23 protein-coding genes are annotated in these 23,068 nt (G+C 67.2%); 5 read left to right on the top strand and 18 right to left on the bottom strand.

The window, feature by feature from the left end:
* Positions 1-190: 190 nt before the first annotated feature.
* Positions 191-1,132 carry a 1-phosphofructokinase family hexose kinase gene (locus H512_RS0117710; RefSeq protein ID WP_026784590.1) on the top strand — a complete coding sequence of 314 codons (942 nt, stop codon included), beginning with the start codon at positions 191-193 and terminating at the stop codon, positions 1,130-1,132.
* A 96-nt stretch (positions 1,133-1,228) separates the two neighbouring features.
* On the opposite strand, the gene sufA is transcribed toward H512_RS0117710, so the two are convergent.
* The 7 genes from sufA to H512_RS0117675 form a co-directional block, all read right to left on the bottom strand.
* Positions 1,229-1,597 carry a Fe-S cluster assembly scaffold SufA gene (gene sufA, locus H512_RS0117705; RefSeq protein WP_026784589.1) on the bottom strand — a complete coding sequence of 123 codons (369 nt, stop codon included), beginning with the start codon at positions 1,595-1,597 and terminating at the stop codon, positions 1,229-1,231.
* A 177-nt stretch (positions 1,598-1,774) separates the two neighbouring features.
* Positions 1,775-2,152 (bottom strand): SUF system Fe-S cluster assembly protein, encoded by a 378-nt coding sequence (locus H512_RS0117700; RefSeq protein ID WP_026784588.1) that lies wholly within the window; start codon positions 2,150-2,152, stop codon positions 1,775-1,777.
* A 5-nt stretch (positions 2,153-2,157) separates the two neighbouring features.
* A complete protein-coding gene (locus tag H512_RS0117695; protein ID WP_026784587.1) occupies positions 2,158-3,390 on the bottom strand; it encodes a cysteine desulfurase in 1,233 nt (410 codons plus the stop codon).
* Positions 3,391-3,436: 46 nt separating this feature from the next.
* A complete protein-coding gene (gene sufD / locus H512_RS0117690; protein ID WP_026784586.1) occupies positions 3,437-4,786 on the bottom strand; it encodes a Fe-S cluster assembly protein SufD in 1,350 nt (449 codons plus the stop codon).
* An 11-nt stretch (positions 4,787-4,797) separates the two neighbouring features.
* A complete protein-coding gene (sufC, locus tag H512_RS0117685) occupies positions 4,798-5,550 on the bottom strand; it encodes a Fe-S cluster assembly ATPase SufC (protein WP_026784585.1) in 753 nt (250 codons plus the stop codon).
* A 100-nt stretch (positions 5,551-5,650) separates the two neighbouring features.
* Entirely contained in the window at positions 5,651-7,126 is a 1,476-nt protein-coding gene (sufB, locus tag H512_RS0117680; protein WP_026784584.1) for a Fe-S cluster assembly protein SufB, read from the bottom strand.
* An 81-nt stretch (positions 7,127-7,207) separates the two neighbouring features.
* The gene (locus H512_RS0117675; RefSeq protein ID WP_026784583.1) at positions 7,208-8,383 is read right to left on the bottom strand and encodes a cysteine desulfurase family protein; all 1,176 of its coding nucleotides are present in this window, start codon (positions 8,381-8,383) and stop codon (positions 7,208-7,210) included.
* 312 nt (positions 8,384-8,695) lie between these two features.
* Here H512_RS0117675 and H512_RS0117670 point away from each other — a divergent pair, with 312 nt between their 5' ends.
* Complete coding sequence (locus H512_RS0117670; RefSeq protein ID WP_026784582.1) at positions 8,696-9,352, top strand: alpha/beta hydrolase; 657 nt, start codon at positions 8,696-8,698, stop codon at positions 9,350-9,352.
* A 97-nt stretch (positions 9,353-9,449) separates the two neighbouring features.
* On the opposite strand, the gene H512_RS0117665 is transcribed toward H512_RS0117670, so the two are convergent.
* The 5 genes from H512_RS0117665 to crcB form a co-directional block, all read right to left on the bottom strand.
* The gene (locus tag H512_RS0117665) at positions 9,450-9,896 is read right to left on the bottom strand and encodes a hypothetical protein (protein WP_026784581.1); all 447 of its coding nucleotides are present in this window, start codon (positions 9,894-9,896) and stop codon (positions 9,450-9,452) included.
* Positions 9,897-10,204: 308 nt separating this feature from the next.
* Complete coding sequence (locus H512_RS0117660; protein ID WP_026784580.1) at positions 10,205-10,831, bottom strand: LysE/ArgO family amino acid transporter; 627 nt, start codon at positions 10,829-10,831, stop codon at positions 10,205-10,207.
* Positions 10,832-10,958: 127 nt separating this feature from the next.
* Positions 10,959-12,395: a sensor domain-containing diguanylate cyclase gene (locus tag H512_RS0117655; RefSeq protein ID WP_026784579.1), complete on the bottom strand. Its 1,437-nt coding sequence runs from the start codon at positions 12,393-12,395 to the stop codon at positions 10,959-10,961.
* A gap of 105 nt (positions 12,396-12,500) precedes the next feature.
* On the bottom strand, positions 12,501-13,565 hold the full coding sequence (locus H512_RS0117650; protein WP_026784578.1) for an RluA family pseudouridine synthase: 1,065 nt from the start codon (positions 13,563-13,565) through the stop codon (positions 12,501-12,503).
* On the bottom strand, positions 13,562-13,945 hold the full coding sequence (gene crcB / locus H512_RS0117645) for a fluoride efflux transporter CrcB (RefSeq protein ID WP_026784577.1): 384 nt from the start codon (positions 13,943-13,945) through the stop codon (positions 13,562-13,564). Before crcB ends, H512_RS0117650 begins: the two co-directional genes overlap by 4 nt.
* 324 nt (positions 13,946-14,269) lie before the next feature.
* On the opposite strand from crcB, the gene H512_RS24690 reads away from it, so the two are divergent.
* Both H512_RS24690 and H512_RS0117635 read left to right on the top strand, forming a co-directional pair.
* The gene (locus tag H512_RS24690; protein ID WP_084798584.1) at positions 14,270-16,204 is read left to right on the top strand and encodes a potassium transporter Kup; all 1,935 of its coding nucleotides are present in this window, start codon (positions 14,270-14,272) and stop codon (positions 16,202-16,204) included.
* A gap of 239 nt (positions 16,205-16,443) precedes the next feature.
* The gene (locus H512_RS0117635; protein ID WP_245585446.1) at positions 16,444-17,034 is read left to right on the top strand and encodes a L,D-transpeptidase; all 591 of its coding nucleotides are present in this window, start codon (positions 16,444-16,446) and stop codon (positions 17,032-17,034) included.
* 72 nt (positions 17,035-17,106) lie between these two features.
* Here the strand turns inward: H512_RS0117635 and H512_RS0117630 are convergent, their stop codons facing one another.
* From H512_RS0117630 to H512_RS0117620, 3 genes are all read right to left on the bottom strand, one after another.
* Positions 17,107-17,457, bottom strand: coding sequence for a gamma-butyrobetaine hydroxylase family protein (locus H512_RS0117630; RefSeq protein WP_026784575.1), 351 nt, complete (start codon positions 17,455-17,457; stop codon positions 17,107-17,109).
* Positions 17,458-17,636: 179 nt separating this feature from the next.
* Complete coding sequence (locus H512_RS25975; protein WP_026784574.1) at positions 17,637-19,655, bottom strand: putative bifunctional diguanylate cyclase/phosphodiesterase; 2,019 nt, start codon at positions 19,653-19,655, stop codon at positions 17,637-17,639.
* 162 nt (positions 19,656-19,817) lie between these two features.
* Positions 19,818-20,147, bottom strand: coding sequence for a DUF6949 family protein (locus H512_RS0117620; RefSeq protein WP_026784573.1), 330 nt, complete (start codon positions 20,145-20,147; stop codon positions 19,818-19,820).
* A gap of 187 nt (positions 20,148-20,334) precedes the next feature.
* Between H512_RS0117620 and H512_RS24680 the strand changes: the two genes are divergently transcribed.
* The gene (locus H512_RS24680) at positions 20,335-21,087 is read left to right on the top strand and encodes a hypothetical protein (RefSeq protein WP_053240012.1); all 753 of its coding nucleotides are present in this window, start codon (positions 20,335-20,337) and stop codon (positions 21,085-21,087) included.
* Between the two features lie 27 nt (positions 21,088-21,114).
* Here H512_RS24680 and H512_RS0117610 read toward each other — a convergent pair whose 3' ends face one another.
* The 3 genes from H512_RS0117610 to H512_RS24675 form a co-directional block, all read right to left on the bottom strand.
* On the bottom strand, positions 21,115-21,327 hold the full coding sequence (locus H512_RS0117610; protein WP_026784572.1) for a DUF3126 family protein: 213 nt from the start codon (positions 21,325-21,327) through the stop codon (positions 21,115-21,117).
* Between the two features lie 142 nt (positions 21,328-21,469).
* Positions 21,470-22,297, bottom strand: coding sequence for a serine O-acetyltransferase (gene cysE, locus H512_RS0117605; protein WP_036792448.1), 828 nt, complete (start codon positions 22,295-22,297; stop codon positions 21,470-21,472).
* A 492-nt stretch (positions 22,298-22,789) separates the two neighbouring features.
* Positions 22,790-23,068, bottom strand: a 279-nt coding sequence (locus tag H512_RS24675; protein WP_036792435.1) for an IS256 family transposase, incomplete at its 5' end; no start/stop codon positions are given.

Genomic DNA, 23,068 nt, shown 5'->3' with positions numbered 1-23,068 from the left:
TCTACGACATGGCTTTTGTAGCGAAACCGGGTTAAACCGACAACCAGTCCAAAAGGCGTAGTGGGGAAGCCCCGCGCCGACAGGACCGGCAAAGACGCCGAACAAGGCGCAGAAGGGCCGGCGGGAAAGCTAGGAAGCGTCTGGAAACGGGCCGTTACGAAACAACGAACGGGCGATGAAATAGCGACCAATGAAACCGATCGTCACGCTCACACTCAATCCGTCCATCGATGACACGGCCGAGGCCGACGTCGTCCGGCACACCCACAAGATCCGCATCTCCAACGAACAGCACGATCCCGGCGGCGGCGGCATCAACGTCACCCGCGTGGTGCAGGAGTTGGGTGGCAGTTCGATCGCCCTTTACATGTCGGGCGGCACCACCGGCCAGATGTTCGACGAGCTTCTGGCGGCCCGCAACATTCCGCGCCGCCGCATCCCGATCGCCCAGTCGACCCGCGTCGCCCATCTCGTCTACGAGCGGTCGACCGGCCTCGAATACCGCTTCATTCCCGAGGGCCCCGAGGTCAGCGAGATCGAGTGGAAGCGCTGCCTCTACGCGCTGAAGGATCTCGAATGGGACTGGTGTGTCGGCTCGGGCTCGCTGCCGCGCGGCATTCCCGAGAACTTCTACGTCCAGCTCGCCGACCTGGTGCTGGAGCGCGGCGGCAGCCTGGTGCTCGATACCTCGGGCAAGCCGCTGGAGCTGGCTCTTGAACGCGGCGGCATCACCCTGTTCAAGCCGTCCGAGAGCGAGTTCGCCAAGCTGGTCGGCCGGCCGCTGCCGACCGTCGACGACATGGTGCCCGCCGCCAAGGAGCTGATCGCCGCCGGCAAGGTGAAGATGATCGCCATCACCATGGGCGGCGACGGCGCGCTGCTGGTCACCGCCGACAACCACCTGTTCCTGAAGGCCCCCGAGGTCGAGGTGAAGAGTGCCTCCGGCGCCGGCGACAGCTTCGTCGGCGGCATGGTCTACGGCCTCGCCTCCGGCCTCATCCCCGAGGACGCCTTCCGCCTCGGCGTCGCCTCCGGCAGCGCCTCGGTGATCATGCCGGGCACCCAGCTCTGCCGCAAGGAAGACGTCGACCGCATCCTCGAGGAGATCGGCGCCCACCACAACAACTGGTGAGCCCCAAGCTCTGGAAATGAGCCCGAACATGACAAGGGGAGCGCGACGACCGTCGCGCTCCCCTTGTCATGTTCGGATATCTCCGGAATGAAAAGCTTATGCTTCCGCCGGTTGCTCCGCCGGCTTCAGGCTGACGCTCTCGCCGCAGCCGCAGGCGCCGACCTGGTTGGGATTGCGGAAGACGAAGCCGGTGCGCAGCGGCGTCTGCTCGAAATCCATCTCGGTGCCCAGCAGGAACAGCACCGCCTTGGCCTCGACGAAGACGGTGACGCCGTGCGCCTCGACGCGCTCGTCGCCGGCCTGCGCCTCGCGGGCGAGATTCAGCGTATAGGACATGCCGGCGCAGCCGCCGTTCTTGATGCCGAGCCGGACGCCGATGGCGTCCTCGGCATTGTCGACGATCTCGCGCACGCGGGCGGCGGCGGATTCGGTCAGCGTCATCACGGCGAACTTGGCGAGAGCCATGTCATCAACCTCGGAAGCGACCCGGTTCAAGGCCGGGACGGATGGACTGAAAATAGGGAGCAAAGGCCGACCGGACAAGCGCCTTGCCGCAGGACAGCCTCGCCGGACTCCCGCACCGGTGCCGGGAGCGATGCCGGCGACCCGGCCCTGCGCCCGATTCGATCCTGCCCGGCGCCCTCAATACCAATCGGTGGCGATCTGCGCTTCCTCGCTCATCCGGTCGGGCGTCCAGGGCGGATCGAACACCATGTTGACCTTGACGCCGTAGACGCCGGGCACCACGCCGACGGCGTTCTCCACCCAGCCGGGCATTTCGCCGGCCACCGGGCAACCGGGGGCGGTCAGCGTCATGTCGATGGTGACCAGACGATCGTCGTCGATGTCGATGCGGTAGATGAGGCCGAGTTCGTAGATGTCGGCCGGAATCTCCGGATCGTAGACGGTCTTCAGCGCCGAGATGATGTCGTCGGTGATGCGGTCGATTTCCGCCGGCGGAATGGCCGAACCGACGGCGGTCTCGGGCTGGTTGGGGGACTGGGCAGCTTGATCGGTCATGGCGGTCATCCGAACAGAGTCTCGGCCTTCCGGAGGGCCGCGACCAGCGCGTCGACTTCGGCGCGCGTGTTGTAGAGGGCGAAGGAGGCGCGGCAGGTCGACGTCACGCCGAAGCGGGCGAGCAGCGGCATGGCGCAGTGGGTACCGGCGCGCACGGCGACGCCGGAGCGGTCGATGACGGTGGCGACGTCGTGGGCGTGCGCCCCGGCCATCGAGAAGGCGACGATGGCGCCCTTCTCCGGCGTGGTGCCGTAGATGCGGATCGAGTTCATCTCGCCGAGCCGCTGCATGGCATAGTCCCGGAGGTCGGTCTCATGGGCGAGGATGGCCTCACGGCCGAGCCCCTCCATGTAGCGCAGCGCCGCGCCGAGGCCGATCGCCTGGACGATCGGCGGCGTGCCGGCCTCGAAGCGGTGCGGCGGCTCGTTGTAGGTGACGCCCTCGGTGGTGACGGTGTCGATCATCTCGCCGCCGCCCTGCCAGGGCGGCATGGCTTCGAGAAGGTGCCGCTTGCCATAGAGCACGCCGATGCCGGTGGGGCCATAGAGCTTGTGGCCGGTCAGCACGTAGAAATCGGCGTCGAGCGCCTGCACGTCGACCGGCAGGTGAACGGCGCCCTGGCTGCCGTCGACCAGCACCACCGCGCCGTGGGCATGGGCGATGCGCGTCACCTCGGCGATCGGCACGATGGTACCGGTGACGTTGGACATCTGGGTGATGGCGACGATCTTCGTCCGCGGCGTGAACAGCGCCTCGAACGCCTGCAAGTCGAAGCTGCCGTCATCGCGGACCGGCGCCCACTTGATGACGACGCCCTTCCTCTCGCGGTGGAAGTTCCACGGCACGATGTTGGAGTGGTGTTCGAGGATGGAGAGGATCACCTCGTCGCCCTCGCCCAGCACCATGCCGCCGTAGCTCGCCGCCACCAGGTTGATTGCCTCGGTCGACGAGCGGGTGAACACGATGTCCTCGACCGACGGCGCGTTGAGGAAGGCGCGCACCGCCTCGCGGGCGTCCTCGTAGGCTTCGGTCGCCGCGTTGGAGAGATAATGCAGGCCCCGGTGTACGTTGGCATACTCGTGGGTATAGGCGTGCATCATCCGGTCGAGCACGGCGCGCGGCTTCTGCGCCGAGGCGCCGTTGTCGAGATAGACCAGCGGTTTGCCGTAGACCGTCTCGGCGAGGATGGGAAAGTCCCGGCGCACGGCCTCGACGTCATAGGAAGCGGACATCGTCATCTTCTCTGTTGTCCCGCCGCCCGGCGTACCGGACAGCGAGGCCGGCTCACGCCGCGGGTTCCCCGGCCTTGCGGGCGGATGCTCTTGTCTTCAGCCAGGCTTCCACCCGGTGGATCAGGGCGTCGTGAACCGCCTGGTCCTGGATTTCGTCGATCGCCTCGCCGAGGAAGGCGAGGATCAGCATGCTCTCGGCCTCGGCCTTGGCAATGCCGCGCGACAGAAGATAGAACAGCAGGTCCTCGTTGATGGCGCCGCAGGTGGCGCCATGGCCGCACTGGACGTCGTCGGCGAAGATTTCCAGCTCCGGCTTGGCATAGGCTTCCGCCTCCTCTGAGAGGAGCAGCGAGGCCGTCATCATGCGGGCATCGGTCTTCTGGGCAAAGGCCGGCACGGCGATGCGGCCGGCGAAGGCCGAGCGGGCCTCGTCGTCGATCACCGCCTTGTAGAGTTCGCGGCTGCGGCAGTTCTCGGCGCCGTGGATCAGCGACAGCGTGGTGTCGGCATGGCGGCGGCCACTGAGCATGGTGATGCCGCGGAAGCCGGCCTCGGCGTCGCGGCCGACGAACTCGGCGAACACCTGCGCCCGGGCAAGGCCGGCGCCGAGCGCCGCGTTGAAGGTGTCGAACGTCGCCTGACGGCCGATCCTGGCCACCAGCGTCGTCATGCTGACCGCCTCGTCCGGTTCGAGTTGCAGGCGGATGTGGTCGACGTCCGCCTCCTCGCCCGCCTCGATCACCGTCATGATGTTGGAATGGTGGGCCACCGTGTCGAGCGATTCCACCGTCTCGATCAGCGTCAGCTTGGCGCCCCTGCCGACGGTGACGAGATGGCGCACTGCCGTCGAAGCGGCGGGCTCGCCTTCGGCGATGTGGACGATCTCCACCGGCCGCTCGACGACGGCGCCGTCGGCGACGGTGATGACCAGGCCGTCGGTCATGAAGGCGGTGTTGAGCGCCACCGCCGTGTTGGCGGCGGTTGCCTCGTCGAGCTTCAGCGCGGCGAGCACGGCGGCATCGCCGGCCTCCAGCGCCTTGGCCAGCGAGAACACGGCCAGGCCGTCCTCAAGGTTTTCGAGGTCGGACAGCTCCGGCCGGTAGCGGCCGTTGGCGACCACCAGGCGGCGGGCCTTGTCGCCCTCCATGGCCGGCCGGGCGATCAGCACGCGCGCCACGTCGGCCGGGCCGGCGGCCGGCGGGAAGGTCTTCAGCCGGGCGCGCAGGTCGGTGTATTTCCAGTCCTCGACGCGGCGGTGCGGCAGGCCGGTCTTTTCGATGCCACCGAAGGCGGCATCGCGGATGGCAATGACGTCGGCCGTTCCGGGCAGCGACGTCCTCTCGGCCGGGTAGCGGGCGGCAAGCGCCTGTTCGGCCGGCGTGCGGGCGGGGGTGGCAGCCATGATCATCCCCCTCAGGCAGCCGCGTCCGCCACATAGGCGGCGTAACCGTTCTTTTCGAGGTCGAGCGCCAGCTCCGGACCGCCGGTGCGGACGATGCGGCCGTCGGAGAGAACGTGCACGATATCCGGCACGATGTGGTCGAGCAGGCGCTGATAGTGGGTGATCACCACGAAGGCGCGATCGGGCGAGCGCAGGGCGTTGACGCCCTCGGCCACCACCTTCAGCGCGTCGATGTCGAGGCCGGAATCGGTCTCGTCGAGGATGCAGATCGACGGCTGCAACAGCGCCATCTGCATGATCTCGGCGCGCTTCTTCTCGCCGCCGGAGAAGCCGACGTTGACCGGCCGCTTCAGCATCTCCGAGCTGATGTTCAGCTTTTCGGCCACCGTCTTCACCCGCTTCATGAACTCCGGCGTGGTCAGCTCGGCCTCGCCGCGCGCCTTGCGGTGGGCGTTGAGCGCCGCCTTCAGGAAGGTCATGGTGGCAACGCCGGGAATCTCGATCGGATATTGGAAGGCGAGGAACAGGCCGGCCACCGAGCGCTCGTTGGGCTCGAGGTCGAGGATCGACTCACCGTTGAGCAGCACCTCGCCCTCGGTGACCTCGTAGTCGTCCTTGCCGGCCAGGATGTAGGAGAGCGTCGACTTGCCGGCGCCGTTCGGCCCCATGATGGCATGCACCTCGCCGGGGCGCACGGTGAGGTCGAGGCCCTTCAGGATCTCGCGGTCGCCGATCTTGGCATGCAGGTTCTTGATCTCGAGCATGGTTCTGTCCTGTCGTCCGGTTGGCCTCGACGCGCGCGGGCGGAGGCTCTTTGTTTTGGGTCTTCGGAAAAGGCGGGCGCGCGTCGCGGCGCGCCCGAAGTCAGCCGACGCTGCCTTCGAGGCTGATGCCGATCAGCTTCTGCGTCTCCACCATGAATTCCATGGGCAGCTGTTGCAGCACGTCTTTCACGAAGCCGTTGACGATCAGGGCGATCGCTTCTTCCTGCGGCAGGCCGCGCTGCAGGCAGTAGAACATCTGATCGTCGGAGATCTTCGACGTGGTGGCTTCGTGCTCGACGATGGCCGAGGCGTTCTTGCTCTCGATGTAGGGCACGGTGTGGGCGCCGCACTTGTTGCCGATCAGCAGGCTGTCGCAGTTGGTGAAGTTGCGGGCGCCCGACGCCTTGCGGCCGACCGACACCAGGCCGCGATAGGTGTTGCTGGAACGGCCGGCCGAGATGCCCTTGGAGATGATCTTCGACGTGGTGTTCTTGCCGAGGTGGATCATCTTGGTGCCGCTGTCGACCTGCTGGCGGCCGTTGGAAATGGCGATCGAGTAGAACTCGCCGCGCGAGTTGTCACCCCTCAGGATGCAGCTCGGGTATTTCCAGGTGATGGCCGAGCCGGTTTCCACCTGCGTCCAGGAGATCTTGGCGTTCCTGCCGCGGCAGTCGCCGCGCTTGGTGACGAAGTTGAAGACGCCGCCGGTCCCCTCGGAGTCGCCCGGATACCAGTTCTGGACGGTGGAATACTTGATCTCGGCGTCATCGAGGGCGATCAGCTCGACCACGGCGGCGTGGAGCTGGTTCTCGTCGCGCGACGGCGCCGTGCAGCCTTCGAGATAGGAGACGTAGGCGCCCTCGTCGGCGATGATCAGCGTCCGCTCGAACTGGCCGGTCTTCTTCTCGTTGATGCGGAAATAGGTCGAAAGCTCCATCGGGCAGCGGACGCCCTTCGGCACGTAGACGAAGGAGCCGTCGGAGAACACCGCCGAATTCAGCGTCGCATAGAAGTTGTCGGTGATCGGCACCACCGAGCCGAGATACTTCCGCACCAGCTCGGGGTGCGTCCGCACCGCTTCCGAGATCGGGCAGAAGATGACGCCGTGCTTGGCAAGCTCGGCCTTGAAGGTGGTGACCACCGAGACGCTGTCGAACACCGCGTCGACGGCGACCGGCCGCTGGCCCTGCTCGACGCCGGCCAGGATCTCCTGTTCCTTGAGCGGAATGCCGAGCTTCTTGTAGGTGTCGAGCAGCGCCGGATCGACCTCGTCGAGGCTCTTCGGGCCCTGGGTCTTCTTCGGGGCGGCGTAATAGTGGAGGTCCTGGAAGTCGATGGGCGGGTAGTCGACGCGCGCCCAGGTCGGCTCCTCCATGGTCTGCCAGCGGCGATAAGCCTCAAGGCGCCATTCGGTCAGCCACTCCGGTTCGTCCTTCTTGGCCGAGATGAAGCGGACGATGTCCTCGTTCAATCCCTTCGGCGCCAGCTCCGACTCGATGTCGCTGACGAAGCCATACTTGTACTTGTCGACGTCGATCGACAGAACCTGATCGACCGTCTCCTTGACTGCAGCCATCTCTCACTCCTTCCACGCGGTTTCAAGGACCGTGGGAATCTCACCTCTATGTAGTCGCTTTTGCCCGCGACCGGTAGACACTCAGGCCGCGGCGGTCCCATGTTGTTTCTTCATAGCGGCAAGGACGTTGCGCGCCCGCAATGCAAACGCCTCGATTTCGTCGTCGATGGTCTCCGGCCCGATGGAGACGCGCAGCCCGCCCCTGACCAGTGCCGGATCGACGCCCATGGCGGTCAGCACCGGGCTTGCCGTCACCTTGCCCGAGGAACAGGCAGAGCCCGACGACAGCGCCACGCCGGCGAGGTCGAAGGCGATCACCGCCGTCTCGGCGGCAACGCCGGGCACGGCGAAGGCGAGCGTATTGGGGAGCCGGGCGGCTCCCTCGCCGAAGACAACCGCGTCGGGGGCCATCTCGCGGATGATCGACGCGAGCCGGTCGCGCCGGGCGGCGATCTCGCTGGCTCGGCCGAGATCGGCCAGCGCTTCGTCGGCGGCGACGCCAAAGGCGGCAACGGCGGCGACGTTCTCGGTGCCGGCCCGCATCCATGACTCCTGGCCGCCGCCGGTGACGAGGGGCGAAAAGCCGAAGCCGTTGCGGCCGCGCACGATGGCGCCCGCCCCCTGCCCGCCGCCGATCTTGTGGGCCGACAGCGTCAAGACGTCCAGCCCAAGCGTCTCGATGTCGAGCGGCAGCCGGCCGGCCGCCTGCACCGCATCGGAGTGGACGAGCGCGCCGTGCGCCCGGCCGATACGCGCGATGTCGGCCACCGGCTCGATCACCCCGGTCTCATTGTTGGCGGCCATCACCGAGACGAGCGCCCGCATCCCGGCCGCCGACAGCGCGGCGAGCCGCCGCTCCAGCGCCGCAAGGTCGACGACGCCGTTGCGGTCGACCGGGATGACCTCGACGCAGCCCTCCGGAAAGCGGCCGCCGCGCGCCACCGCCGGATGCTCGACGGCCGAAACGAGCAGCCGGTCGAGCCGGCACGGCTTGCCGAACAGCGTCCACTCAGGCGTCAGCACGGCATTGGCGGCTTCGGTGCCGCCCGAACAGAAGGTGACGCCCTTGGCCTCGGCGCCGACCAGGCGGGCGATCGAGCGGCGGGCCGTCTCCAGCGCCGCGCGCGCCGCCCGGCCCTCGGCATGCACGGACGAGCCGTTGCCCGGCCGGCCGAGCAGCTCGACAAGACGCGACCGGGCAGCCGCCTTGATCGGCGCACCGGCATTCCAGTCGAAATAGAGCCGCGCCTCGGCCATGTCCTCTTCCATTTGCGGGTGGCGGGCCGGAACGATCGGCCGCATCCGGCGTTCACTACAACATCCGCCTGTTGCCTGCCAGATCGGCGCCCGACCGCCTGACGAACCCTCGGGATGCGATTTTTCTTGACGCCGCACGGGCCGCCGGTCCAGTGCAAACGCACGAGCTGAAACGATGCGTCCCGCTCGCATCAGTTTTGAGAATTTCTAAAACTAGGACCAGACCGCTTCCGCGTCAATATGACGGGCCCGGCCGGCGACAGCGGTGGCCCGTCGGCGGCCAAGCGGTGGAAGGTCGAAACCGAGGACGACATGCCCGAAGTGATCTTCAACGGCCCTGCCGGGCGCATCGAGGGCCGCTACCAGCCGGCCAGCGTGCGCAATGCACCGATCGCCATGATTCTGCATCCGCATCCGGAATTCGGCGGCACCATGAACAACCAGGTGGTCTACCGCCTGTTCTACATGTTCAAGGAGCGGGGCTTTGCCGTCCTCCGCTTCAATTTCCGCGGCGTCGGCCGCAGCCAGGGCCAGTTCGACCACGGCTCGGGCGAGCTGTCGGACGCCGCCTCGGCGCTCGACTGGGTGCAGTCGATCCATCCGGAGGCGCGCTTCTGCTGGGTGGCCGGCTTCGACTTCGGCGCCTGGATCGGCATGCAGCTCTTGATGCGCCGTCCGGAGATCGAGGGCTTCATCTCGATCGCCCCGCCGGCCAACCTCAACGATTTCTCCTTCCTCGCCCCCTGCCCGTCGTCGGGCCTGATCATCCACGGCGACATCGACAAGGTGGTGCCGCAGAAGGATGTGCAGGCGCTGGTCGACAAGCTGAAAGCGCAGAAGGGCATCGTCATCGATCACAAGGTCATCGACGGCGCCAACCACTTCTTCGACCAGCGGATCGAGGAACTGATCGACAATTGCGGTCAGTATCTCGACATGCGCCTCGCCGCCCAGCCGGGTGAAGGCTGACCGCCGGCCTCACGTCCGGATACAATGACAGACACGACAAAGGGCCCCGAACCGCTTCCGGTCCGGGGCCTTTCGTTTCGTCGTTTTCAGCGGTCTCTCAGAAGCGGGCGATCAGCTCGATCGGATCCGACACCCAACCCTCCCGCTCGGACGACCGTTGCTCCGCAGCCTTCTCGGTCTCGGCGGCAAGGTTGAAGTGCGGCTGATACTCCTCGACCAGTTCGCCCACCAGGAGCCTGCGGTCGAGGGAAAACGGCGACACCTTCCAGAACACGCCGGCGGTGAGCCGCTTCAAGAGCGGATTGGCATCGAGAATGGCCGAAACGGCCACGATCATCGATTCGCTCTCGCCGACATACACCGGGTGCGCGCGGCCGGACAGCTCGGTCGTCAGGACGAAGACGCCCGGACGGTCCGGCGCGTCGGCGCTGGTCTCGAAGGCATGGCCGGCATAGCGGGCGGGCGTCTGACCGATGGCCGGCAAAGCCTTTCCGCTCGCGGCAGCGGCGGCCGCTGCGACGAAGGACACTTCGGTGACGTTCATGACACATCCTCCCAAAATTCGTTCGACGCAACACTCCCCGCAAAGATATCACTTGCACCAAGATGTTCAAGGAACATCATACTTAATCGTCATTCATCTTTCGCATATCTCTTTAAGTCATACTTAAAATTTTAAGGGAATATACGTACAAGTAATCGTAAGACCATTGTATCAGACACGATGAGAATATGGCGCTTGCTTCGTCGTCGAAGATTCTATTGACGCAAACGTGATTAAACCCGTGACGCGGGCAATTGTTCCCAACGAATTGGAAAGACTCAACGATCGCTGCCGCGCTCTCCGCCCGGTCAGGCCATCCGCCAGCCTTCGGCGGCGAGCTTCAGGGCGAGCGTCACCATCACCAGCGCGATGATCGCGTCGAGGACGCGCCAGGCGGCCGGCCGGGCGAACACCGGCTGCAGCAGGCGGGCGCCATAGCCGAGCGAGGTGAACCAGATCACCGACGCCGTCATGGCGCCGCCGGCGAAGAAGGCGCGGATGTCGGGCGGGTAGCGGCCGGACACGCCGCCCAGCAGCACCACCGTGTCGAGATAGACGTGCGGATTGGCCCAGGTGAGCGCCAGCGCCGTCAGCACCGCCGCCCGCCGCGTGCCGGCCGGGCCGCCGCCGGCCACCAGCACGCCGGGCTTCAGCGCCCGCCGGGCGGCGCCCCAGCCGTACCAGGCGAGGAAGGCGGCACCGGCGAAAGCGAGCAGCGCGAACAGCGCCGACGAGGCGTTGACCAGGCTGCCGATGCCGGCCGCCCCGGCAACGATCAGGACGGCGTCGGACAGCGCGCAGATGGCGACGATCGGCCCGACGTGGCGGGCGGCCAGCCCCTGGCGCAACACGAAGGCGTTCTGCGCGCCGATGGCGATGATCAGGCTGGCCCCGAGCAGGAGACCCTCGACGGCGGCGGACAGGGCGGCTGACATGACGAATCCCGTTGCGATGCGGCGGCGTTGGAACAAACCCGGCAGAAGCGCCAGCCCTTTTCCACCGGACGTCGCGTAAAGGCAACGGGATGGGCGGCGGCGCCACCCGAAAAGCGCCGGAGCCGGCTCACGCCATGCAGACGCGATCGCCGCCCGCCGCCTTGGCCTTGCGCAGCGCCCGGTGGGCGCGTTCCATCGCCGCGCCGTGCCCCTCGCCGGCGGCGAGGGTGGTGACGCCGATGCTGGCCGTCAGCCGCGCCAGCCCGCCGTCACCGAAGGTCTCGGCGCCGATCACCTTGCCGAGGCTGTCGGCGAAGCGGGCGACCGCCTCGGCACTGCCGTCCTTGAGGATGGCAAAGCCGTCGCCGTCGACGCGCGCCGCCACGGCGGTATCGCCGCCCAGCTCGGCGATGATCCGGCCGACCTTGCCGAGCGCCGCCTCGCCCGCCGCCCGGCCGAACCGGTCGTTGAAGGCGCCGAAGCCGTCGAGGTTCATCAGGATCAGGTTGAGCGGCCCGGCCGGCGCCGGACGCCGGAGCCGCGCCTCCATCTCGGCCTCGAAGCCGGGCCGGTTGGCAAGGCCGGTCGCCGCGTCCCGGAAGGCGAGGTCGGCGAGTCGCTTCTGGTAGACGCCGAGGGCGAAGGAGACCACGGCCAGCGCCAGCGCGATCACCACGAGACCGATGGCGAGGTTGCCGAGGAAGCCGAGCCACAGCGGCCGCATGGCCGCCGCCTCGTCCTGCTCGACCATGACGCGCCAGCCGAGGTCGGGGATCAGCCGGTGCGACAGCAGGATGGTGCGGCCGCCGCGCTCGAAGGAATACTCGCCCTTGTCCTCGCCGAGGATGCGGTCGGCGATGCCGGCGAGGCCCTCGGCGGTGCGGATCGACCCGCCGACCGGCGTGTCGGCGTCGGTGGCGACGATGATGTCGCCCTCTCCGTTGACGAAGTAGATGTTGCGGTTGAACTGGTCGCGGTAGCGCGCCACGATGTTGCGCACCGCCCGGAAGTCGAGGCCGATGCCGGTCAGCGCGATCATCTTGCCGTCGTGGTCGAGCACCCGGTAGTTGATGAACACCGTCAGCGCGTCGTCCTGCTCCTTGTTGATGTCGACGTTGACCTCATAAGGCGCCGTCGCCTCGATTGACCGGAAGAACCAGCGGTCGGCCGGGTCGTCGCGCTTCAGGTGCCGCGGCGGCGCCCGGAAGTGGTAGTAGGCCTGCGTGTCGCGCGACACCAGGAAGGCGGTGAAGGCGTTGTACTGGCGCTGGATGCGCTGGAGATAGCGGGTGATCGCCGTAAGATCGAGTTCGCCGGTATGCAGCCAGTCCTGCACGAAGGTGTCGTTGGCCATCAGCGACGACACCAGGATCGGCCGTACCAGATCGGTCTGGATCTCCGAATAGATGTTCGAGCCGGTGAGCGGCAGCTCGGTCTCGACGATCGACTGCCGCACCGTGTCGACGGCGATGAAATAGCTGACCGTATTGGTGATCAGGAAGCCGATGGCGAGAATGGCGCCGATCAGCGGGATCATGCGCATCCGGTCCAGCATGGCGTTCATCTTTCCTCCCGGCGCGGCGGCTTCAGGCACCCCACCTGATGCCGGCGCTCCTCCGAACCGCCTTCGACCCGTCCGGCAAGGGTCGAGGCCGCGCCGCGTTCCCAATCAATCCTCGGGGAACGACGGATTCTCCTCGGCCTTGTCGCTCACCTCGAAGCCGAGGAGATTCCACGATTGCAGCATGTGCGGCGGCAACGGCGCGGTGACGTCGATCACCGCGCCGCCGGCCGGATGCGGAATGGTCAGGCGGCGGGCCAGGAGATGCAGCCGGTTCTGGATGCCGCCCGGCAGCTGCCAGTTCTCGATGTCGAAATAGCGGGGGTCGCCGATGATCGGGTGGCCCATCGCCTGGCAATGGACGCGCAACTGATGGGTACGGCCGGTGGTCGGCTTCATGGTCAGCCACGACAGCCGGCCGGCCGAGTTCTCGACGATCGAATAATAGGTAACGGCGTGCTGGGCATCCGGCTCGCCGTGCTTGGCCACCGTCATCATGTCGCCGTCCGGACCGGCCACGCGCCTCAGCCAGCTTGAGATCTTGCCCTGCGCCGGCTTGGGCTGGCCGTACACCAGCGCCCAGTAGATCTTGCGGGCCGAGCGGGTCTGGAAGGTGCGGGCGAGCGTCGCGGCGGCAAGGCGCGAACGGGCGACCAAGAGACAGCCGGAGGTCTCGCGGTCGAGCCGGTGCACGAGGCGCGGCTTGACGCCTTTCTTGTCGCGCAGCGCCTCCAGCATGCCGTCGATGTGGCGCGTCATGCCCGAGCCGCCCTGCACGGCGAGGCCGGCCGGTTTGTTGAAGACGAAGACGTGCTCGTCCTCGTAGAGCAGCAGCGAGCGCAGGTAGTCCGCCTCGTTGGCCGAGGCCACCTGCTTGGGCCGGGCCATCGGCGCGCCGCCCTCCCCGCCATCGAAGAAGGAAGCGCCGCCGGTCGCGGCGTCGCCGTATTGCAGCGGCGGCACGCGCACCGTCTGGCCGGCGCCGAGCCGCTGCTCGGTCTTGCACCGGCCGCCGTCGACGCGCACCTGCCCCGAGCGGATCAGCTTCTGGAGATGGCCGAAGCCGAGGCCGGGGAAATGCTCCTTGAACCAGCGGTCGAGGCGCATGCCGGCCTCGTCCTTGGCGACGACGATCATCTCGACGCGTGGCCCGCCGGACGTTTCCTCTGTCATGCGAAGCCCCTCACGAGATGGAGGCCGGCGACCAGCGCTGCCAGCGACAGCACGATCGAGCCGGCGACGTAGACGGCGGTGGCGGCGATGGCCCCGCGCTCGAACAGCACGATGGTGTCGAGCGAGAAGGACGATAGCGTGGTGAAGCCGCCGAGGATGCCGACCGCCACGAACAGCCGGAGCCCCTCCGAGCCGTCGAAACGCAGCGCCAGCAGTTCGATGAATGCGCCCATGATGAACGAGCCGACGATGTTGACGATCATCGTGCCGAACGGGAAGTCCGGTCCGAGCAGCCGGCTGGCGCCGACGCCGACCAGATAGCGGCAGACCGATCCGAAGGCGCCGCCGACGGCGACGAGCAGAATGGGGACAAGGGACATGGGCGGCATCCGGTCGAGAAAGGCCCGCCGGCGGCACATCGAGGAGGACAAACCGGCGGCGGGCATGCCGCGCTTTCTAGAGCATCGCCCGGCAAAATGGAACCTCATTCGCCACGGCGCGTTCTGCGTCAAGGGCTTGCCTCGGAGCCAACCGAATGGCAGCGCGGATGGACGGATGAAACCCGAGGCAAGCCCCGAAAACCTGCATTTATCAGCGGCGGCCTCGCCCGGTGGCTGTGCTTGCGGAGTTGCGTATATTCCGCTATCTCCACGCCGCCGGATCGAGCCGACGTCACCGACGTCCGATCCCCGCGACGGTTCTACATGAACGACGCCAAAACAAAAGCCAGCAAGACGAACGCCCATCCCCCATCAGCCGACGAGCCGGTCACCGGAGAACAGCCGCATGCCGGCTCGACGTTCGGCCTTGCCGTCGGCTCGGTCGGCGTCGTCTACGGCGACATCGGCACCAGCCCGCTCTACGCCTTCCGCGAGGCGCTGCACCACACCGCCTCCGACGGGCTGACCCGCGCCGAGGTGACCGGCGTGGTGTCGCTGCTGATCTGGACGCTGACGCTGGTGGTGACGCTGAAATACGTCCTGTTCCTGATGTATGCCGACAACAAGGGCGAAGGCGGCACGCTGTCGCTGGTGGCGCTGGTGCGCGGCGCCCTCGGCCGGCGCGGCGGCTTCGCGCTGATCATCGGCATTCTCGGCGCCTCGATGTTCTTCGGCGACGCGGTGATCACCCCGGCCATCTCGGTGCTGTCGGCCGTCGAGGGCCTGAACGTGGTGGCGCCGGCCTTCTCCCACTATGTGGTGCCGCTGACGATTGTCATCCTGATCCTGCTGTTCGCCATCCAGAGCCTCGGCACCGGCCGCGTCGCCACCTGGTTCGGGCCGATCACCGCTGTGTGGTTCATCTGCCTCGGCCTGCTCGGCCTGATGCACGTCAACGACGATCCGGCCATCCTCTACGCCCTCCTGCCCACCTCGGCGCTCAGCTTCATGATCAGCCACGGCTTCCTGGCGCTGGTGGTGATCGGCTCGGTGTTCCTCGCCGTCACCGGCGCCGAGGCGCTCTACGCCGACATGGGCCACTTCGGCCGGCGGCCGATCCAGCTCGCCTGGCTGACGCTGGTGTTCCCGGCGCTGGCGCTCAACTATCTCGGCCAGGGCGCGCTGGTGCTCTCCCACCCGGCGGCGCTGGAGAACCCGTTCTTCCTGATGGTGCCGCAGCCGGTGCGGATCCCGTTCATCCTGCTCGCCACCATCGCCACCATCATCGCCAGCCAGGCGGTGATCACCGGCGCCTTCTCGCTCACCCAGCAGGCGGTGCAGCTCGGCCTGATCCCCCGCATCGAAAGCCGCCATACCTCCGAGACGCAGGCCGGCCAGATCTACCTGCCGCGCATCAACTGGATGCTGCTGATCGGCATCCTCGCCCTGGTGGTGTTCTTCCGCTCGTCGAGCGCGCTGGCCTCGGCCTACGGCATCTCGGTCACCGGCGAGATGGTGATGTCGTCGATGCTGGCCTTCATCGTGGTCTGGAAGGTGTGGAAGTGGCCGATCTGGGTGGCCGTCGCCATCGTGGCGCCGTTCCTCTCCATGGAGATCGTCTTCCTGTCGGCCAACCTCCTCAAGGTGTTCGACGGCGGCTACCTGCCGCTGACGCTGGCCGTCTGCGTCGCCACCTGCATGTGGACCTGGGTGCGCGGCAGCGAACTGGTCTACGAGAAGTCGCACCGCGAGAACATCCCGCTCTCCGACCTCCTGAAGATGCTGGGCAAGTCGCATCCGGTGCGGGTGAACGGCACGGCCGTGTTCCTGACCTCCGACCCGGACATCGCGCCGAGCGCCCTCCTGCACAACCTCAAGCACAACAACGTCCTGCACGCCAAGAACATCATCATGACCGTGCACGTGGCGACGACGCCGCGCTATCCGGACGACCAGCGCGTCAAGATCGAGCCGCTGTCGGACGACTTCGTGCTGGTCGAGCTGACCTTCGGCTACATGGAGACGCCCAACGTGCCGCGGGCGCTGGCCGAGTGCCGCCGGCAGGGCATCAAGTTCGACATCATGGCGACGTCGTTCTTCCTCAACCGCCGCTCGTTCAAGCCGAGCCCGCAGTCGCCGATGCCGGTGTGGCAGAATCGCCTGTTCATCTCGCTGACCCGCATGGCGGCCAACGCCACCGACTTCTATCGCCTGCCCTCCAACCGCGTCGTCGAGCTGGGACAGCAGCTCACGGTGTGAGTGTTCATGCTCCGTTAACCAAAACCGCAGCGCGACCGTTGCATTGTGGCAACAAAGCGGCTGGAAGGCGGAACCGGCTACGGTGCAGCGCGTATAAGCGCTTGAAGGACGGCGGCGCACTCTGCATCGTCGTTCTGTCGATTTCGGGTTCGGCGCGGGATTCTGGGCCGAGCGGCAGTCTTGTTGCGACACTCCCTTCCAACCTACTGGACACCGGTTCTTTCACGATGATGAGAAAGATGTTTCTGCTTGCGGCCGCCGCTCTCATGGCCGGGTCGCTGAACGCGGGCATCGCCCGCGCCGAAGAGGAAACCGTCCGCTTCTGGGACCCCGCCACCAACAGCTTCCAGACCATCGTCCGGCGGCCTTCGGCGCGCTCGATGGAAAGCCCGATCAAGAAGGAGCTGATCGACTACGCCGGCCCCTATGGCCGCGGCACGATCATCGTCAACACCACCGAGCGTCGCCTCTACTACGTGGTGGGCGAAGGTCAGGCGATGAAATACGGCATCGGCGTCGGCCGTCCCGGCTTCACCTGGTCGGGCGAGCACCACATCACCCGCAAGGCCGAGTGGCCCGGCTGGACGCCGCCGCCGGCCATGCGCAAGCGCCAGCCGAAGCTGCCCTACTTCATGCCCGGCGGCCCGGACAACCCGCTCGGCGCCCGCGCCATGTACATCGGCTCGACCATCTACCGCATCCACGGCACGGCTGAGCCGTGGACCATCGGTCAGGCGGTGTCGTCGGGCTGCATCCGCATGACCAATGACGACGTCGCCGACCTCTACGAGCGCGTCGGCGTCGGCACCAAGGTCGTCGTCGTCCGCTGATCCATCAGGACCGGAACGCAAGACGCCGTCGCGGCATGCCGCGGCGGCGTTCGTCTTTTCAGCAGGCCAGGATCAGCGCTTGAGGCCCTTCTTCTCGAGTTCGGCGAGATAGGCCGCGAACTGCGCTTCCTGGTCCCGACCGGCCTCGTAGAGGATTTTCCAGGTGTAGAGGCCGCTGTCGTGGCCGTCGTCGAACACCAGCTTCACGGCATAGGAGCCGACCGGCTCGACGGCGGTGATGCGGACGTCCTTCTTGCCGGCCACCGTGACGCGCTGGCTCGGCGCGTGGCCCTGCACCTCGGCCGACGGCGAGTTCACCCTGAGGAGTTCGGCCGGGATGGAGAAGGACGCGCCGTCCTCGAAGGACACGGCGAGCGACCGCTTGTCGGCGGCGAGGCGGATTTCGGTGGGCCAGGCGGCCATGATACAGCTCCGGTCTGGAGCAACTCCGGCAAAAGCGGGAACCGTTTTGCGTCCGGAATTGCATCGAAATAAATAGATAAAGCATCTCCGGCGAAGCTGATCTCACCGAAAATGCCTTGGGGATGGGGTCTCAGCATATATCGCGCCGCCGCCTGCCGCCACCGGTACGGCGGCCGGCGTCACAGCGCCTCGCCGGCCCTTGCCAGCCGGTCGCCGAGCCGGCGGAGATGGGTCACCGACACGGCGGCGTCCGGATAGTTGGCCTCGCGCCATGCCTGGAAATCGTCGTCGGGCATCGGCTTGGCGAAATAGTAGCCCTGCACCAGGCAGCAGCCGAGGCGCTGCACCAGATCGAGCTGCTCGACGGTCTCGACGCCCTCGGCCACCACCTCGCAGTCGATCGCCCTGCCGATGCCGATGATCGCCGACACCAGCGATTCCATCTGCGGATTGCCCGACAGCGCGGCGATGAACGCCTGGTCGATCTTCAGCCGGTCCGGCTTCAGTTGCGCCAGATAGGCGATGTTGGAATAGCCGGTGCCGAAGTCGTCGAGGGCGATGTGGACGCCCAGCGCTTCGAGACCCTTGAGGTTGCGCGTCACCTCGATGTTGTCGCCGAGAATGACGCCCTCGGTGATCTCCAGCTCCAGCCGGTCGGGGCCGAGATTGTGGCGGCGCAGGATGTCTCGCACCTGACCGACGAACTCGCGCCGCTGAAAATGCGCCGCCGACACGTTGACGGCGACGATCGGCGGATACTGCCAGAGAGTTGCCCAGCGGGCGGCGGTGCGCACCGCCTCCTCGATGACGAAGTTGTCGATCTCGATGATCAGGTCGGATGCCTCGGCGGCCGGGATGAACTCGCCGGGCGGGATCATGCGGCCGGTCTCCCGGTCGGTCCAGCGGATCAGCGCCTCGGCCGACGGCACGTAGCCGCGCGTCACGTCCACCTGCGGCTGCCAGTGCAGACTGAGTTCGCCGTCGCGCAGCGCCGCCCTCAGCCGCTCGCGCAGCGCCAGCACCTTGTGGCGCTCGTTGAGAATGTCGGTGTCGTAGAACTGGAGGCGCGACTTGCCGCGCGATTTCGCCTTGTAGAGCGCGAGGTCGGCGAGTTGCAGCACCTCGTGGAAGTCGCGGCTGTCGGTAGGCCAGACGGCGGCGCCGCCCGAGCAACGCACCTCGATGTCGGTGTCGCCGAAGCGCACCGCCGTCTGCAGCCGCGCGAAGGAGGCGCGCAGCAGCGTCACGGCGCCAGCCTCGACGAGGCCGTCGGTGGACACCACCGCCACGAACTCGTCGCCGCCCCAGCGCACCACCAGCGCATCCTGACCAAAGGAGGCGACGAGGTTGGCGACGAAAGCCTTCAGCACGTGGTCGCCGGCCATGTGGCCCAGCTCGTCGTTGACCTCCTTGAAGTTGTCGAGGTCGAACACCATCACCGCCTTGGATGTATGCGGATCGAAGTGGATGCCCTCGATCCAGCGCTCGAAGGCGCGGCGATTGAGCACGCCGGTGGTGACGTCGTGGTCGGCGCGATAATTGGCCTGCCAGGTGGCGCGACGGTTGAGCACCAGGAGCGCCAGCATCGAGGCGATGGCGCCGACCATGGCGATGGACAGCTTCAGCATCGCCGAATAGCTGGCCGCCAGCGTCTCACCCTGCAAGGCGATGTAGCGCGTGCCCTGCTCGCTCATGTTCTCCTGCAACAGGCGGAACTTCTCCGACAGCCGCCGGAGATCGCCGTCGAGGGCGTTGAGGATGGTCGTGTCGTCGGGATGGACGCCCGCGAAGGCGGTCTCCAGCCCGGCCGCCAGCTCGGCGATGCTGTCGATCTGCGAGATCAGCGCCGCGTCGGCCGGCAGGATGAAGGCCGGCCGGGCGTTGTCGATGGTGGCGAGCAGGCCGGCCAGCGCCGCGCGCATGTCGTTCGCGTCGTCCGCCGTGAAACCGAGGATCAGCCGGTTGCCGAGCTTGCGGCGCGACATCTCGACCAGCTTGGCCTGGTCGCCGATGTCGCGGCCGGCCCGGATGGCCTCGCTGGCGTTCGACGCCTCGATGCGCTGGAAGGTGCGGTAGGCCTCGATGGCCGAGTTCTCGGCGAATACCAGCAGAATGGCGGCGAACAGGATGGGCAGGAGATTGACCGCCCGCCGCAGGATGTCCGCTTTGCGGAAACGCAGGAGGGCGAGGACGTTCATGCCGCCACCTCGTGGCGGCGCTTCGATCCCCCGTCTGCCCTTTTCCAGCCGAAACGCGGCATGTCCCTGGCGCCCTGTCAACAAGCACGGGTCGTCACTCTAGGACTGAAACGTTTCGGAAATCTTTCCCGGCCGACAGAGCTTTAGCTTCGTCCGATCGCCTCAGCCAATGGCCTGGGCGACCACGACGAAGAAGGGCAGCAGCATCACGCCCGAACAGAGGCTCCAGGCGCCGGCGATCGCCGTCGAGGCCACCAGCCAGCCGACATTGCGATGCTCGATGCGCCGGCCGCGGATGGCGTTGCGCATCAGGATGGCCGGGCCGGCGAACATGATCAGGAAGGTCTGGGCGATGCCGAGGACGATCGTCTCCGCCTGCATCTCGAAGCGGGCCGGCTTCGAGGTCACCAGTTGGTAGAGCGACGACAAAAGGCCCGCCAGAACGAAGCCCAACATGATCGAAAAACAGGTTGCCAGAATCTCGCCGTCCATCGCTGTTAACCCCGCCTTAACCCTGATCCGAAATGAAACAATGAGCACGGATCCGCTTTCTGCGTCGCAAGGGACGGGCCGCGCCGGCACGGAACGGGCCGGGCGGCGGAACAGGCGGGGTTCGGCGGTGCATCGGGGCCGGGTCGGCGACAGCCGGCAGGCCCCTGTCTCAAATCGGGAGGCGGTCGTGACCCACTATGCGGCATACCCGGACGAAAGCCTGCTGCGTCCGCCGCGGCGCCCGGCCCGCCGCCGCACCAGCGCGACGGCCTGGTTCCTGCGCGCCATCCTGACGTCCTTCCTGCTGGCCGGCGGCGTCATGCTGGTGAACCTGCTGATCGGCCTGTCGGCCGATCTCGACGGCCGCGACGGCCGCTCGACCGATCCGACGCCGGTGGCGCTGTTCATCGGCGACCAGCGGCTGGTGATCCCCGCCAACATGTTCCGCTTTCCCGACCAGCGGAACGTCGGCCCGCACGACCGGGTCGACCTTGCCGTGCATTTCCCGGAAATGGCCGGCTACACGCGCGCCTTCCGCAAGGACTTCCTCGACCTGAGCGCCGACGCGCCGGTCGTCTTCCTCACCGTCCGCCGGCGCGACACGCCGACCGACAGCGTCGGCCGGCTGATCAACGTCTACCAGCATTTCTTCGAGGAAGGGTCGATCCCGGCGCCGGCCGGTCTGGTTGGCCACCGCATGTCCGAGGAATCGGGCCTCAGCGGCGAGGAGGTGTTCTTCGAGGCGGGGTCGACAAATCCGTTCACCACGCATTGCACGGCGCCAGACGACAGCGACTATCCCGCCTCCTGCCTCACCGAGATCCACGCCGGCCATGACCTGTCGGTACAGATCCGCTTCCGCAAGGGCCTGCTCGCCGACTGGGCGGGCATCAAGAGCGGCGTGCGCGTGCTGCTCCTGTCCTTCGGCGTCACGGCCTGAGCCGTCCAGGCGCCGGCGCAAGCCTGGTCAGCCGGCGAGATCCTCGGCGAGGATCGCCATCTGGAAATTGAACGACTTCTCGTCGTCCTCGTCATCCTCGTAGACGACGCCGATAAACTCCTCGCCGACATAGACCTCGGCCGAGTCGGTCTTGCGCGGCCGCACCCGCACGCTGATGGTCGGCGATTGCAGCGTCTTGCGCAGGAATTTTTCGACGCGGGCGATTTCGTCTTTGGTCAAGGTGGTGTCTCCAGTCTGAGGGCCGGCGGGCCGATCGGCGGCGAGTCGCCGGCGTCGGCCTGTTCTGGCACGGAGCGCCTGGCAAGGAAACCCGCGAACGGGCGAGAGGTTGCAGCGGCCGGCCGTTGTCCACGCGCCGTCCTCAGCCTTCGCCGCCCTCCGGCAGCCGCTGCTCCATGGAATGGGCCGGGTCGGCGCAGCCAGCCTCGCCGATCACCCGCGCCGGCACGCCGGCCACCGTGGTGCCGGCCGGCACCGGCTTCAGCACCACCGAGCCGGCGGCGACGCGCGAGCAGGCGCCGACCTCGATGTTGCCGAGGATCTTCGAGCCGGCGCCGATCATCACGCCGTGGCGGATCTTGGGATGGCGGTCGCCGCTCTCCTTGCCGGTGCCGCCGAGCGTGACGTTCTGGAGCAGCGACACGTCGTCCTCCACCACCGCCGTCTCGCCGATGACGATGCCGGTGGCATGGTCGAAGAACAGGCCGCGCCCCAGCCGGGCGCCGGGATTGATGTCGACCTGGAACACCTCCGACGACCGGCTCTGCAGGTAGAGCGACAGGTCACGCCGGCCGCGGTGCCACAGCCAGTGGGCGAGCCGGTGCGCCTCGATGGCGTGATAGCCCTTGTAATAGAGCAGCGGCTCGATGAAGCGATCGCAGGCCGGATCGCGATCCTCGAAGGCGACGATATCGGAGCGGAAGGCGGCGGCGATGCCGGGGTCGTCGGCCACCGCCTCGCGGAAGGCCTGGGCGATCATCGCCGAGAGAACGGTGGTGTTGCCGAGCCGGTCGGCGACGCGCTGGATCACCGCGTCCTCGAGGCGCGTGTGGTCGAGCACGGTGAGGTGCATGAAGCCGCCGAGCGCCGGTTCATTCTCGACGACGGCGGCGGCTTCCAGACGGACGCGCGCCCACACTGGGTCGACGGCGTCGAGCGGGCGGCTCACGGAGATGGGGCTGACGGACAACGGCGGTATCCTCGCGACGAAGAGACAGGCCCGATCCCGCCAGACGGAACGGCCGTGCTTGCTGATTGAGAGCTTATGATAGTCGGCCGGTCTTCGCCGCGAAAGCCCGGCGGCGACGGTTTTGTTGCGCCGGGCGGTATCAGCGGGGAATCCGATTGCTTGCTTCGGCCGACCGACCGCCTGTGATGGGCCCCGCCGAGATCGCCCTCCTCCGGTCCTCCCGCCGCCTCCGGAGGCAACCCGGCTTGTCCTCCATCGACCGGTCCAGCCACTGCCGATCGCCTCGTCGGTGCCCCTGTGAGCCGACGCCAGGGCACGCCAACTGGCTGCGCCTCACGCCAAGATGCCCTTCCCGCCGGCCATCGTCAGCTGCACCGGACGCTTCCGGTTCGCCTTTCGTCGCCGGGCCGCCAGCCGTCCGTAGGGATCGTGTCCCAGGGCGTGGTGTAGCTTCGGCGCTCGCCGTGCCTTCCGGACAGAGCCGGGAACGTGTCAGCTTGCCGCTGGCAGGCTGATGAGCGGATCATCGCTCATCGTGGCGATGGTCTCAAGTGTCATGTAGCGGGACCGCTGGACGGCCCACTCGTCATTTTGTTCGAGCAGCAGCGCCCCGACGAGTCTGACGATTGCGTCATCGTTGGGAAAGATGCCGACGACCTCTGTCCGTCGTTTGATCTCGCCGTTGAGACGTTCGATGGGGTTTGTGCTGTGAAGCTTGGTCCAGTGCTGCCTGGGAAAGGTCATGTAGGCGAGCACGTCCTGCTCGGCGCT

The organism is Pleomorphomonas koreensis DSM 23070 (assembly GCF_000425185.1).
GTDB classification, from domain to species: domain Bacteria; phylum Pseudomonadota; class Alphaproteobacteria; order Rhizobiales; family Pleomorphomonadaceae; genus Pleomorphomonas; species Pleomorphomonas koreensis.
This window is presented reverse-complemented; position numbering and strand designations above follow the sequence as displayed.